Source organism: Archangium sp., from assembly GCF_036277355.1.
In the GTDB taxonomy this organism is placed as follows: Bacteria; Myxococcota; Myxococcia; order Myxococcales; family Myxococcaceae; genus Archangium.
The window spans coordinates 20,095-33,273 of sequence record NZ_DASUNC010000182.1 but is presented as its reverse complement, the minus strand read 5'-3'; the positions used below and the strand labels follow the sequence as shown (position 1 = coordinate 33,273).

At 70.4% G+C, this 13,179-nt stretch carries 10 protein-coding genes; 6 read left to right on the top strand and 4 right to left on the bottom strand.

What is annotated here, in order from left to right; genetic code table 11:
* The first annotated feature begins 3 nt into the window (after window positions 1-3).
* The 3 genes from VFZ09_RS45395 to VFZ09_RS45385 are packed head-to-tail and all read left to right on the top strand — an operon-like array spanning window position 4 to window position 3,449.
* A complete protein-coding gene (locus VFZ09_RS45395; protein ID WP_329734084.1) occupies window positions 4-1,404 on the top strand; it encodes a hypothetical protein in 1,401 nt (466 codons plus the stop codon).
* On the top strand, window positions 1,401-2,063 hold the full coding sequence (locus VFZ09_RS45390) for a hypothetical protein (RefSeq protein ID WP_329734083.1): 663 nt from the start codon (window positions 1,401-1,403) through the stop codon (window positions 2,061-2,063). Before VFZ09_RS45395 ends, VFZ09_RS45390 begins: the two co-directional genes overlap by 4 nt.
* Before the next feature lie 18 nt (window positions 2,064-2,081).
* Window positions 2,082-3,449, top strand: a complete 1,368-nt coding sequence (locus VFZ09_RS45385) for a M50 family metallopeptidase (protein ID WP_329734082.1) — start codon at window positions 2,082-2,084, stop codon at window positions 3,447-3,449.
* 179 nt (window positions 3,450-3,628) lie between these two features.
* Here VFZ09_RS45385 and VFZ09_RS45380 read toward each other — a convergent pair whose 3' ends face one another.
* From VFZ09_RS45380 to VFZ09_RS45365, 4 genes are all read right to left on the bottom strand, one after another.
* Window positions 3,629-4,831 carry a C39 family peptidase gene (locus tag VFZ09_RS45380; protein ID WP_329734081.1) on the bottom strand — a complete coding sequence of 401 codons (1,203 nt, stop codon included), beginning with the start codon at window positions 4,829-4,831 and terminating at the stop codon, window positions 3,629-3,631.
* Between the two features lie 76 nt (window positions 4,832-4,907).
* Window positions 4,908-7,937, bottom strand: coding sequence for a DEAD/DEAH box helicase (locus tag VFZ09_RS45375; RefSeq protein WP_329734080.1), 3,030 nt, complete (start codon window positions 7,935-7,937; stop codon window positions 4,908-4,910).
* Window positions 7,938-7,995: 58 nt separating this feature from the next.
* Window positions 7,996-8,715: a double-CXXCG motif protein gene (locus VFZ09_RS45370; RefSeq protein WP_329734079.1), complete on the bottom strand. Its 720-nt coding sequence runs from the start codon at window positions 8,713-8,715 to the stop codon at window positions 7,996-7,998.
* Between the two features lie 4 nt (window positions 8,716-8,719).
* The gene (locus VFZ09_RS45365; RefSeq protein ID WP_329734124.1) at window positions 8,720-8,962 is read right to left on the bottom strand and encodes a TIGR02269 family lipoprotein; all 243 of its coding nucleotides are present in this window, start codon (window positions 8,960-8,962) and stop codon (window positions 8,720-8,722) included.
* A gap of 204 nt (window positions 8,963-9,166) precedes the next feature.
* On the opposite strand from VFZ09_RS45365, the gene VFZ09_RS45360 reads away from it, so the two are divergent.
* The 3 genes from VFZ09_RS45360 (at window position 9,167) to VFZ09_RS45350 (ending at window position 13,174) form a co-directional block, all read left to right on the top strand.
* Window positions 9,167-9,904, top strand: coding sequence for a dienelactone hydrolase family protein (locus VFZ09_RS45360; protein WP_329734078.1), 738 nt, complete (start codon window positions 9,167-9,169; stop codon window positions 9,902-9,904).
* A gap of 154 nt (window positions 9,905-10,058) precedes the next feature.
* On the top strand, window positions 10,059-10,700 hold the full coding sequence (locus tag VFZ09_RS45355) for a (2Fe-2S)-binding protein (protein ID WP_329734077.1): 642 nt from the start codon (window positions 10,059-10,061) through the stop codon (window positions 10,698-10,700).
* Window positions 10,700-13,174 (top strand): xanthine dehydrogenase family protein molybdopterin-binding subunit, encoded by a 2,475-nt coding sequence (locus VFZ09_RS45350; protein ID WP_329734076.1) that lies wholly within the window; start codon window positions 10,700-10,702, stop codon window positions 13,172-13,174. The genes VFZ09_RS45355 and VFZ09_RS45350 overlap by 1 nt, the downstream gene beginning before the upstream one ends.
* Window positions 13,175-13,179 lie beyond the last annotated feature (5 nt).

The following is a 13,179-nucleotide window of genomic DNA, read 5'->3' as shown; positions in this document are numbered from 1 at the left end:
CACATGCGCGCGCCGTTCCTCCCACTGCTGCTGATGCTCGCCCTGCCCCTGGTGGTGGAGGCGGCGCCCTTCCCGGCGACGGCCTCGCCCACCCAGGTGGTGCTGGGCCGGGACCGGGCGGTGGTGGTGCAGGTGAAGGTGCCGCGCGGTACTCCGCCGCTCCGGGCCGTGGCCTCCACGGGCAACCTGATGCCGCTGCCCGCCACCGCCCGGGGCGTGTTCTCGTACCGGTGGATTCCGCCGGACATCCGCTACCCGCTGCTGGCCGTGCTCGCCTTCTGGGTGGACGCGGCCGAGGGTCCGCCGGAAGTCACCACCGTGCGCATCCCCCTGCTGGGCCGCACGGAGCTGGACGTGGCCACGGACGTGGGCGCGGGCGCCCAGGTGGTGGTGCAGGTGGCCGACATGCGCTTCGGCCCGGTGACCACCAACCGCAAGGGCCGCGCCCAGGTGCCCGTCGAGGTGCCTCCCGGGGTGCGCGAGGCCATCGTGCTGGCCACCGCCAAGGGCCAGCAGACGCGCCGCACCACCCCGCTCGACGTGCCTCCCGAGCGGCCCCTGGTGGCCGTGCTCAGCCCGGACGTGTTCCCGGTGGACGGCACCGGGTGGCTGACGCTGCTGGCCGAGGAGCTCGTGCCGCGCGCGGAGGTGACGCTCGAGGTGCAGGGCGGCAGCGTGGAGGAGCAGGGCCCGGGCGTGTTCCGCGTGAAGCCGGAGACCGGGGCCCGGGCCGTGGTGGTGGATGCCCACCTCAAGGACGGCACCGGCGCGGCGCGCGTCATGGCCCCGGTGGCGGCCCCCATCGTGGCCCACGTTCCGCCGCCCGTGACGCCCGTGGCGGCACCGCCCCCCGCCCCCTCCGCGCCCGGCGTGGACTGGAGCCGGTACCTGAGCTGGCACTACCTGTCCCTGCACCTGATGGCCGGAGGCTTCTTCGCCGGGGGCGACAACCGCGGGCCCCTGCTGTCGGCCGGCCTGGGCTACCGCCTGCCGCCGCTCGGAGGCCGCCTCGCGCTCGAGGTGGAAGGCGGGCTGCGCCATGTGGCGAGCCAGCCCCGCCTGGGCGCCGAGGGGCCCGTGCTGGACTCGCGCGTGGTGGGCCTGCCCCTGCTGGGCTCCCTCCGGGTGCTGGCATTCGAGCGGGGGCCCCTCTCCTTCCATGGCCGCGCGGGCGCCGGTGTCCTGTATTACGACCAGCGCGTGACGAGCACCTCCTTCGATGAGCCGCTCATCCAGCAGGGGAGCACGTTCATGGGCTTCGTGGCGGCACAGGCCGCCTGGCGCCTGGGCCCGGTGAGCGCCCTGCTCGAGTTGCGCGGCAGCTACGCCTCGGCCCGGGCCCAGCAGATCGACGCACAGCTCGGGGGCCTGTCGGCGTCCCTGGGCGTGAGGTACGTCCTATGAGCAAGCTCCTCCCCCTTCTCCTGCCGCTGCTGTGTGCGTGCGAGACGGTCGTGACGCCTCCCGCCGGGGCCTTCCAGATCCTCGACGTCTCGCCCCGCGAGCAGGTCACCAACGAGTCCAAGAGCATCACCGTGCAGCTCGACGTGGAGCCCCGCTTCCACGTGGACTATGGCGAGCAGCAGGTGAAGATGATCGACCAGCCGGTGCTGGAGATCGGCTCCCAGGTGGTGCCACTGGACACGTACCTGGGCCACGGCCAGTTCCAGGGCCAGGTGAAGCCCGGGCTGCAGGTGGGGGTCTACGCCATCCGCGTGAAGATGGGCGATGGGCGCGAGGCCACCCTGCCGGATGCCTACGAGGTGAAGCCCTCGGTCGGCTTCTGGATCGAGTCCATCGGGGACCAGTACATCAACGAGCCCTTCACCATCACCCTGCATGCCGCCGGTCCGGACGCGGCCACCTACGGGGGCACGGTGCGGGTGAGCCTCTACAAGGGCGGCGCCTCCACCCACACCTTTCAGAGCAATCCGTTCTCCGCGGGCTTATGCCAGCAGGAGATCACCATCGACACGCCCGGCAACAACTACCTGATCGTCGTCGAGGACGCTCAGAGCAACGGCGCCACCTCGAACGCCTTCCGGGTCCTGACGAAGACCTGATTCACGAGACTCATGAGCATGGACTCCTCTCCTCCCTTCACGTGGCAGTTCAACCTCGGTCGCATCCCCGTCCTCGTCGAGCCGAACTTCTGGGTGATGACGGCCATGTTCGGCCTGATGGGAGGCGGCAGCTGGCAGACCATGCTGTCGTGGGTGGCCGTGGTCTTCGTCTCCGTGCTGATGCACGAGATCGGGCACGCGCTCATGGCCATGGGCCTGGGCTGCGACGTCGCCGGCATCCGGCTCTACATGGGCGGGGGCCTGACCTACTTCGACCGGGCGCTCAGCCGCTGGCGGGATGTGGCGGTCTCCGCGGCCGGGCCGCTCACCGGCTTCCTCTTCGGCGGACTCATGTACGCCGTCTATGAGTTCATTCCGCCCAAGAACTACATGGGCTACGTCGTCCTGCGGCAGCTCATGTGGGTGAACTTCGGGTGGGGCATCATCAACCTGCTGCCCGTGCCGCCGCTGGACGGAGGCCACATCGCCCGCGGCGTGCTGGGGCCCAGCCGGCAGCGCATCGCCCTGTGGCTGGGCGTCCTCACCGCGGGCGCCGTGGTGGCCCTGGCGCTGAGCATCAAGGCGTTCTTCATCACCTTCATGTTCGGCATGTACGGCTACCAGTGCTGGCAGGCGCTCCAGGTGACGCGCGACATCAAGCCGCTGGAGCCGGTGAAGGTGGCGGAGATCGAACCGGATGCGCTCGCGCGCGGCTGGCAGGCGCTGCGCTCGGGGCATGAGAGCGAGGCGGCCCGGCTGGGGCACCTGGCGCTGTCGGCGGCGAAGCCGGGTGAGGAGAGCAACGCGGCGAGGGATCTGCTGGCCTGGGTGGCGCTGGCCGAGGGAAATGCGCGCGCGGCGGTGTCGCACCTGGAGAAGGTGCAACCGCCCGAGGCCGCGAGGCCGTACAGCCTGGCCATGGCGTACGAGGCGGCGGGGCTGCACGAGCGCGCCCTGCCCCACGCGCTGGCCGCGCTGGAGAAGGAGCGCACGGAGGCGCTGGTGGCGCTGGCGGCGCGCCTGCTGGTGAAGGCGCAGCGGCTGGACGAGGCCGAGCGCACGGTGCGGGAGTTCTCGTGGAAGGCGGCGGCGAAGCGGGACACGCTGCTGGCGGACGTGGCGGTGGCGCGGGGAGACTTCGGCGCGGCGGCGGCGCTGCACGCGAGCGTCTTCGAGGCCTCGGGTGACGCGGAGGCCGCGTACCAGGCGGCCCGGAATCACGCGCGTGCCGGCCAGGGGGCGCAGTCCTCCGAGTGGCTCAAGCGTGCGCTGGAGGCGGGCTACGACGACTACGAGGAACTGGCCCGGGATCCTGCCCTGGCCGAGGCCCGCTCCGCTCCGGAGATCGCCGAGCGGATCGCCCGGCGCGGCAAGGGCGTGGCCTGATCCGAGGGCCCGTGGACGTCCCCTCTCCCTCTGGGAGAGGGTCAGGGTGAGGGTCTTCCCTCGAGCACGCGGGTGACGACCCTCACCCCCCGCCCCCAAAGGGAGAGGGAGCATGCGCAACACGATCATGCGCTCGTCCCCCGCGCCACCAGGCGGCGCAGCCAAGGCCTCTCCATTGATTAGAGCGCGGGCACCGGCCAGCCGGCGGGATAGATGAGGTACGCCGTCCCGGCCGAGGCCTGGAGCCAGAGCGGCTCGAACTCGGAGCGCAGATAGGTGCGCTGGACGGCGGCGTCGGTGGAGGCCGCGGGATCGTTGATGATCGGATTGCCGGACGCGTCGAAGCCCACCAGCACCAGCAGGTGGCCGGCGGTCGAGCTGATGGACGCACCCGTCAGCTGCCCGCTGCTCCAGGCGACGCTGAGGATGGCGGGGACACCCGCGGAGATCCACGGCTCGAGCTGGGCCATGCTGGTGAAGCGCGTCACGTGGGACTGGAGGCCCTTGGTGGCGGCGTAGGCCGTGTTGAAGGGCCAGTTGCCATACCCCTTGAAGACCCAGTCATAGACGCCGCCCAGGGCCGCGCGCACGTGCGTCTCGCAGGCGGTCGTGGTGTCGCCGGCCCAGTAGCGCAGCACCATGGACGTGGACGTGGGGCTGCACCAGACCTGGCCACCGTCCGGGTAGACCATCTGCGAGCACTCGGGGACGGCGAGCACCTGGTTCCAGTGAGCCGGATTGCCCACCGAGGCCACCGCGCTCTTGTCCGGCGAGGTGGAGAGGGCCACGGAGCTGGCGCGCACGCGCGGCACGGCGATGCCATCCGCGCTGAAGAGCCGCACCTTCACCTGGAAGGCCGTGGCCGCCGACTTCTTGTTGGAGATGACCAGCGTGTCGATGCCCACGTAGCCATTGGTGTCCGACTGCGAGCCCGCCGAGTGCCGGCGCACCGTCGAGTAGTCCGCGGCCCACACGCCCAGGTTGTACCACTTCGTCCACACGCCCCCGACCAGGGCGCGCATCTGCGTCTCCATCCAGGTGCCGGTGGGCGTCTCGGCCTCCCAGGAGGCCACGGCCTCGCGGAAGGAGAAGCCGGCGTTCATGACGGGGCTGGTGGCCTCGCCCACGCGGAAGCTGCCACCGTTGTAGAAGTTGCCACCGTTGTAGGCACCGGCCGCGTAGGGATCCGTCCCGGCCACCGCCGTCTGGGGATCCACCTGGAGCGAGCCATCCGCCGCCAGGGCCACACCGCTGCGCTGCCACGAGGAGAAACCACCCTGGCTCGCCGCCCAGCGCGAGAAGCCACTCTGGCCCGCCCACGCCGGGGAGACCCACGTGAGCGTGACGAGCACCGCGAGCACGGCCGTCTTGAAGTTCCGCATGAACCGCCTCCTGAAATCGGGGGGTTCTCTCTTTACGCGTTTTCCAAGAAACCGCCAGTACGGCCGTGCGCGAGTGTCAGTCGAGCAGCTGCATGAGGTCCGCCCGCGTGATGGCCGCGGCCCCGGAGGCGCCTCCGAGCGCGGACTCGAAGAGAGCGCGCTTCTTCTCCTGCAGGGTGAGGATCTTCTCCTCCACCGTGCCCTGGGACACCAGCCGGTACACCATCACCGGCTGCTGCTGACCGATGCGGTGCGCGCGGTCCGCGGCCTGTGCCTCCACGGACGGGTTCCACCACGGATCCACGAGGAACACGTGGTCCGCCGCCGTGAGGTTGAGCCCCGTGGCACCCGCCTTGAGCGAGATGAGCATCACGGGCGGGCCCTTCGGATCCTGGAACGACGCGGCCACGGCACCGCGGTTGGCCGTGCCACCGTCCAGCCGGATGAACCCGATGCCCGCCTCGCGCAGCGCCGGCTCGATGAGATCCAACATGGATGTCCACTGCGAGAAGACGAGCGCCTTGTGCCCCTCCCCCACCGCCGTGTCGAGCGCCTCGAGCAGGGCCTGCACCTTGGAGGACGTCTGCGCCTGCTGCCCCGGCACGAGCGCCGGGTGACACGCCGCCTGACGCAGCCGCAGCAGCGCCTCCAGCGCCTTCAGCACGCTGCCGCCCTCCTCCAGCTGCGACACCACCTCCTCGCGCGTGGCGGCGTACACCGCGTCATAGACGGCGCGCTCCCGCTCGTTGAGGGTGACGTGCAGCACGGATTCGGTACGCGGCGGGAGCTCGGGCGCCACGTCCCGCTTGAGCCTGCGCAACACGAAGGGACGGATGCGCGCGCGCAGCGCCTCAGCCGCGCCCTTCTGGTTGTCCGACACGGGCCGCGCCCACCGCTCGTCGAACTCCTTGCGCCCCCCGAGCAACCCCTGGTTGGTGAAGTGCATCAGGCTCCACAGCTCCTCGAGCCGGTTCTCGATGGGCGTGCCGCTCAGGGCCACCCGGAAGTTGGCTTGGAGCCCATACGCCGCGCGCGCCACCTGGCTGTCCGGGTTCTTGATGGCCTGGGCCTCGTCCAGCACCACCGTGTCCCACGTCTTCGCCCCGAGCACCGCCGCGTCCAGACGCATCAGCGCGTAGGTGGTGATCGTCACATCGGCCGTCTCGTCCAGGGTTCGGCCGGGGCCGTGGTAGACGGAGACCTTCAACGAGGGACGGAAGCGCTTCACCTCCGCCACCCAGTTGGGGAGCACGCTCGTGGGCGCCACCACCAGCGTCCCCGGCCCCAGCACGCAGATGGTCTGCAGCGTCTTGCCGAGACCCATGTCGTCCGCGAGCACGCCGCCAAGACCCGCCTGACGCAGGAAGGTCAGCCAGCTGATGCCCTGGAGCTGGTAGGGGCGCGGCGTCGCGGTGAGATCCCTCGGGAGCTGCACGTCCGGTAGCTTCTCGAAGCCCTGCACCAGGGGCGCCAGCCGCTCGAGCCCGGGCGGAGGCGGATGCTCCAGCGCGTCACACAGCCCGGTGAGCTGCGGGATGGCATGGTTGGCGAGCCGCCCGTCCTTCCCGCGCGCGGCCAGCAGGTCCGCCACGCGCTGGCCATGCGTCTTCAGCCATGCCGTGGGCAGCGGCGCCCAGCCACCGCCCTCCAGGGGCACCAGCCCCAGACCCTCCTCCCACGCGCGCATCACCGCCGCCGCGTCCACCGAGCGCGGCGCACCCGGCCCCGCACCCTCCACCTGGAACTGGAGCGAGAAGCCCACCTGCGGCACGCCATTCTGCGTGGCGCCCGTCTCCACGGAGAGCGTGGGGCTCAGCTTCACGTTGGGGCTCACCACGCGCGCCGCGTCGCCGGTGAGACCCCCGCGCCAGCGCCGCAGCTTGTCGGCGAGCTGCACCGCGTCCTTGCCCTGCACCGTCACACGGCGGCCGGGCACCATGTTCAGCTCGTCGCGGAGCTGGTGGATGAGCTTCTGCTCGGTGCCCTCGTCGCGCACGGGCACCGCGCCCTGGAGGTACACCATGCGCCCGTTGTCGATGCGCACCGTGGGCGGCGAGCCGTACACCAGCGTGGGCAGCACCGAGAGGCCCGAGTCCAGCTGATTGAGATCCAGGGAGATGCGCGGCTGGAGCGTGCGATCGATGGGCGGCAGCCGCTGGCTCTTCACGTCCACCGGCATGCGCCGCGCGAGGTCCGGCAGCACCTTCCCGGTGAGGTCCCCCAACTGCTCGGGCGGGAAGACGCGCTCCTGCGGCAGGCTCTCCATCCGCGAGCCGACGAGCCCCTGCTCTCCGAGCCGGCAGAGCGTGCCTCCGCACACCACGATTCCGGGGGACACCAGCTCGGTGATGCGCGGGTCCTTCTCGATCTTGAGCACCGTCTGCTCGCCGCGATCCTCCACGGTGACGCGGGGAAGCACGGGCTCGCTGGAAACGGACACCAGCGCGCCGTCGAAGATGATGGTGCGCGCGGGCTCCAGGACACGCAGGAGCGCCTCGAGCCGCTCGGGGGGAAGCGCGCCCCGCGTGGGCTTGAGCAGCAGCTTGTCCGCGAGCAGGTCGCACGGCTCCACCTGGATGCGGGCCGCCTCCACGGGGTTCGTCAGCACCGACGCCAGGCTGCGCGCGAGCAACCGCGCGGTGTTGTCCGGACGCACCAGCAGACGCTCGAGCTGGAGCCCCCCGTCCACGCGCTTGAAGCGGTACACCATGCGCTCCGACTTCGGCGCGACCGCCGGACGCGGGCCGCCCTGCGACACGGGGGCCTGGGCGGGAGCGGGCCGGGACGGCGGCACGGGCCGCGCGGGTGCACGCGGGGCGGGGGCTCGCTGGGACATCGAGTGATGGAGGACGATGGCCGCCGCCACCACGTGCTCGCAGGGGTCCACGCGGCCCCGGCAGTCACACTCCCAGATCTCGTCCTCCGGGTAGAGCACCGTGGTCAAGGGAGCGGGCCGGCCGGCGGCGCGCACGCGCAGTACGGCCTCTTCCTCTCCGACGGACTGAACCGAGACGGCACCGGCGCGGGCCAGGCCCATACCGGCGGACCAGGTGTCCGGGCGCGCTTCCTCCCGGACGGCATCGAGTAGCTCCGCGGTCAGAGACATGAGAACCGCATCCCTATCCCCGCTGCGGGCCTCGGGCAACAAACGCATCCGCTTCGGGTCAGCGCACCGGAACCTCGCGAATATCGACCTCTTCCAGGTCCAGGCGCCGCACGGCCTCCACGAGGCGTTCGGTGGCGATGAAGACGGTTTCGAAGTCGCTCAGCCGGAACAGGTCCGTGTGCACGGGCAGTGATGCCGCATCCAGGATGGGCTCCTCAGGGAAGGCGTAATCATCCCAGCCACATTTGGGGCATGGAGGGCGCCGATCCGGCGGTGTGCACTCCGGATGCAACCGGCCGTGAGGCAGGACTTGCAGCTCCAACAACTCCGGGTGGTTCTTCTGGCGGAAGCGCAACTCCGTCGGGAAACCGTGAAGACCGCGTACCCCCTCGGCCTGCAATCTCTCCAGCGCTTCGCGGTGAGCCAGCGGCATCTCGACGTAGTGGAAGAACAACGGGCTGAAGCCACCGGTGGCGGTGCCCACCAGCGGGCCGAACTTCGCGCCTGGGAGCAACTGGGCGCCAGGTGGCACGAGAGGCCGCACCAGCTCACGCAAACGCACGAACTCGTCGAAGGGCTCCGGCCGGGGCTTCTCGTACGCACCGCGTTCGGGAAGAGAGGACAGATCCACGCCTGGATACCCGGTCATCCCCCCGGCCCATGTGGCTCCACATTCAGGGCAGCGAAGCCCAGGCAGGCTGCCCCATTTGTGTCTGGCACTGAGGCTGCCGGTGTACCGGGAGTTTCTGGGTGCTCGGATCCGGTAGAACTTCGTCATCTCGTCACCTGCCCCCGCGCGCATACGGAACGACGGGGCCCGTCAGCTCGAATCGGAAGATGAGCTCTCCAGCATGGCGGTAGATGGCCTCGGATGAGGCGTTGGGGCGAGCCTCCTTGAAATCCTTCCAGGCCTGGTTCCACATCCCCCCCTTGGGCCCTCGGCTGTGGATGCGGATGTGGACATGCTCGGGGATGAGGAGGGTGTACTGATGAATGTCGGTCACTCCGCGGGCCTCGAACCACAGAGTGTTCGTGTCGTTCGCATGGGCCGCGAAGTCTACCTGGGGCTGGCGGGTCGCTGTTGTACTGTCGGGAGTGCACGCTCACAATCCATCGGACGGCCGCTGATCCTCGACTGTTGCCCGCGCCATGTTCCGTGGGTTTTCCGCGTGGAAAGGCGCGCCCGATGAATTAGAGCCATGCGACCCAACCACGGAGGCGCAGGGTTCATGCAAGACGTCGACATCAAGACCCGTGAAGGCACGATGGACGCGAAGCTGTTCCACCCGGAGAACCAGAAGCCGGGGCCCGGGGTCATCCTGCTCACGGATGCCATGGGCATTCGGCCGGTGTTCGAGGCCATGGGGCGCCGCCTGGCGAAGGCGGGCTACGTCGTCCTGCTGCCAAACGTCTACTACCGCGAAGGACGCGCGCCGCTCCCCAACATGGAGGGCTCCTTCGCGGACGAGGCCTTCCGCAAGCGCATCCTGGGCCTCGTCGCGACGCTGACGCCCGAGCGGGTCATCACCGACGCCACCGCCGAGCTCGACTTCCTCGCCGCGCAACCCCAGGTGAAGGGCCAACGGGTGGGCGTGGTCGGCTACTGCATGAGCGGCGCCATCGCGGTGCACATGGCGGCCGCCTTCCCGGATCGGATCGCCGCGGCGGCCTCCTTCCATGGCGGACGCCTCGCCACGGACTCACCCGACAGCCCCCACCGCGTCGTGGGCAAGGTGAAGGGCGAGCTCTACTTCGCCCACGCGGACCAGGATGGCTCCATGCCGGCCGAGGCCATCGCGCGCCTCGAGGCCGCATTGAAGGAGTCCGGCGTCAAGGCGCAGTCCGAGCTCTACACCGGCGCACGCCACGGCTTCGCGGTGGAGGGCTCGGCCGTCTACGACAAGGACGCCGCCGAACGGCACTGGAGCAAGCTGCTCGAGCTGTTCGGCCGCACGCTCCACGCCTGACCGGTTGCCCATCCCCGACCAGTGCACAACCGTCCGGGAGGCCCATCGCCTCCCATCTGTTGACGAGACAATGCTCGCGGCCCAACCCTAGACATCCTGATGGGCCGTCATCGGATGGCTCCTGTAGCTTGCCCGGCGAGAGGAGCGTTCGACATTGGCCCCACCCGATGATGACTCCGTCCCCAACAACCCGCTGCTTCCCAAGCTCAGCCGCCGCGCTTTCTTCAAAGGCGCGGGTGCCTCCGCCCTGAGCGCCACCCTGGCCCCGTCCGCCGCGCAAGCGGCCGATGCTCCGCCAGTGCTGGGCCCGGAGCCGGCTCCCCTGTCCCTGTCCATCAACGGCCGCACCGTCACCGTCCAGGCCGATCCCGCCACGACGCTCGCCGAGCTCCTGCGCCACCAGCTCGGCATGACGGGGACGAAGATCGGCTGCGACCGTGGCGCCTGCTCGGCCTGCACGGTCTGGCTCGATGGCGAGGTCGCCGCCAGCTGCATGACGCTCGCCTTCGACGCCCGGGGCCGCAAGGTCACCACCATCGAGGGGCTCGCCAAGGGTGAGGAGCTCCACCCGGTGCAGCGCGCCTTCGTGGAGAACGACGCCATGCAGTGCGGCTTCTGCACGCCCGGCATGGTGATGAGCTGCGCCGCCCTCGTCGAGCGCAATCCCAAGTGCACCCTCGACGACGTGAAGCAGGCGGTCAGTGGTCATCTGTGCCGCTGCGGCACCTATCCCAACGTCTTCAAGGCGACCCTGGCCGCGGCCCAGGGAGGCGGAAAGGCAAAGGGGAACAGCTGATGCAAGACGTCAAGGACACCTCGGATCCCCGGGCCTCCAACAAGCCCCATGGCGGACAGCCGCGGCAACAAGCAGGAGGTCCCCCGCAGCCCAACCCGGGGCCCTCGCGGCAGCAGGCCCTGCCGTATGGAATCGTCGGCGCGAACCTCGAGGAGGTCACCCGCCGGGTTCCCGAGGACGAGCCCCCTCCCCTGCCCGAGAACGCGAAGCTCAAGTCCATCGGCAAGCCGGTATCGCGGCTGGATGGAATCGAGAAGGTCACCGGCAAGGCCCGCTACACCTTCGACGTCCAGCTCCCCGGAATGCTCTGGGCCAAATGGGTCGCCGCGCCGCTGCCCCATGCGCGCGTCAAGTCCATCGACACCTCGGCGGCCGAGCGCTACCCGGGCGTCCGGGCCATCCACGTCCTGGAGCGCATCCTCGCGTCCGCGCAGCTGCGTGACCCCAAGGCGGATCAGGGCAACCGCTACCCCACCGTCCGCTACGCCGGCCAGCCCATCGCGGCGATCGCGGCCGACTCGCCCCGCGCCGCCGAGGCCGCGGTGAAGCTGATCAAGGTGGAGTACGAGCCCCTCCCCCACGTCTCCGAGCTCGAGGCGGCGATGAAGGACAACGCCCCGCGCGTCTTCCCCGGCCCCACCGAGCAGCCGGCGACCGCGGGAGGCGGAGGCGCGCCCCCGGGCCTGCCCCAGAAGGGCAACGTGCGCGGTCCCGACACGAAGCCCCGGGGCGTGGGCCCGCGCGGCGACGTCACCAAGGGGCTCGGCGAGTCCGACGTCGTCATCGAGGCCGAGTACCGCACCCAGGTGCAGACCCACGTGCCCATGGAGCCGCACGGGCTCGTCGCCGATTGGAAGGACGAGGGGCTCACGCTCTACGCCTCCACCCAGTTCGTCACGAGCGTCCGCGAGGACGCCGCCGAGATGTTCGATCTGCCCAAGAGCAAGGTCCGGGTGATCAGCGACTTCACCGGCGGCGGCTTCGGGGCGAAGTACGGCATCGGCAACTACGGGCTGCTCGCCATCCACCTGTCGCGCAAGGCCGGAGCGCCGGTGCGGATGATGCTGGATCGCCGCGAGGAGCACGTGTCGGGCGGCAACCGTCCCAACAGCCTCCAGCGGCTCAAGCTGGGCGCGAAGCGCGATGGCTCGCTCATGGCGCTCCAGGTCCAGGCCTACGGCACCGGAGGCGTGGCCGGCGGCGCGGGCGTCGGCTTCTGCCACTCCACGCTCTACGAGTGCCCCAACGTGACGGTGGAGCAGTACGACGTCTTCACCAACGCCGGTCCCTGCGCCGCCTTCCGCGCACCCGGTCAGGTCCAGGGCATCTTCGCGCTGGAGCAGACCATCGACGAGCTGGCCGAGAAGATCGGCATGGATCCGCTCGCGCTGCGCGGGAAGATCGACATCTCGGGCACGGATGACTGCCTGGCCCGAGCCCACGAGCGCAAGATCGGCGCCGAGCGGGCCGGCTGGAACAAGCGGCGGCCCGCGGGCGCGGACAAGGGACCCATCAAGCGGGGAATCGGCTTCGCCCAGTCCCAGTGGCTCTACCTGGTCCAGCCGAGCTCCGCGTGCGAGGTGCGTGTCTCGGGAGATGGCTCCGTCGAGGCCTTCAGCAGCACGCAGGACATCGGGACGGGGACGCGGACCATCCTGGCGCAGGTGGTGGCCGAGGAGTTCGGCCTGCGCGCCGAGGACATCGGCTCCCATATCGGAGACTCCCGTTATCCGATGGGGCCCGCCTCGGGTGGCAGCCGCGTCACCAGCTCGCTGACTCCGGCCGCGCGCAACGCCGCGTACCGCTGTGCCCGGGAGCTGGCCTCGCGGCTCGCCCCCGTCTTCAAGGCGAACGCGGACGACATCGTCTTCGCCGACGGCAAGGTGATGGTGAAGGGCAAGACCGCGACGGCCATGCCCTTCCGCGAGGCGGTCAAGAAGGCCGGGTTCGAGGAGATCTCCCACCGCGCCGAGCGCCGGGACGACTACGAGGGGTACGTGTTCAAGACCCCCGACATGGGCCTGAGCCGGCACGGCATTGGAGGCGTGCAGTTCGCCGAGGTCGCGGTCGACACGGAGACGGGCATCGTCAAGGTGGAGCGGGTGGTCGCGGTGCATGACTGCGGGCGCCCCATCAACCCCAAGCTCACCGAGAGCCAGATCTACGGAGGCGTGATCCAGGGCGTGAGCTACGCCCTCTACGAGGAGCGGCACCTGGACCCCGGGAGCGGCCAGCAGCTCAACGCCAACATGGACCAGTACAAGATCGTCGGCTCGCGCGAGACGCCGAAGATCGAGGTCATCCTGCTCGAGCAGCTCGGGGCGCAGTCCTCGACGGATGCCCGGGGAGTCGCCGAGCCCGCCAACGTGGCGACGGCGGCGGCGGTGGCCAATGCCTTCTACAACGCGACGGGCAAGCGCATCCGCACGCTCCCGATGACGCCCGCGAACGTGCTCGCGGCGCTGCGCGGCTGACACGA

Coding starts and splice junctions, on each gene's coding strand:
- VFZ09_RS45395 (WP_329734084.1), top strand. CDS start 4: ATGCGCGCGCCGTTCCTCCCACTGCTGCTGATGCTCGCCCTGCCCCTG.
- VFZ09_RS45390 (WP_329734083.1), top strand. CDS start 1,401: ATGAGCAAGCTCCTCCCCCTTCTCCTGCCGCTGCTGTGTGCGTGCGAG.
- VFZ09_RS45385 (WP_329734082.1), top strand. CDS start 2,082: ATGGACTCCTCTCCTCCCTTCACGTGGCAGTTCAACCTCGGTCGCATC.
- VFZ09_RS45380 (WP_329734081.1), bottom strand. CDS start 4,831: ATGCGGAACTTCAAGACGGCCGTGCTCGCGGTGCTCGTCACGCTCACG.
- VFZ09_RS45375 (WP_329734080.1), bottom strand. CDS start 7,937: ATGTCTCTGACCGCGGAGCTACTCGATGCCGTCCGGGAGGAAGCGCGC.
- VFZ09_RS45370 (WP_329734079.1), bottom strand. CDS start 8,715: ATGACGAAGTTCTACCGGATCCGAGCACCCAGAAACTCCCGGTACACC.
- VFZ09_RS45360 (WP_329734078.1), top strand. CDS start 9,167: ATGCAAGACGTCGACATCAAGACCCGTGAAGGCACGATGGACGCGAAG.
- VFZ09_RS45350 (WP_329734076.1), top strand. CDS start 10,700: ATGCAAGACGTCAAGGACACCTCGGATCCCCGGGCCTCCAACAAGCCC.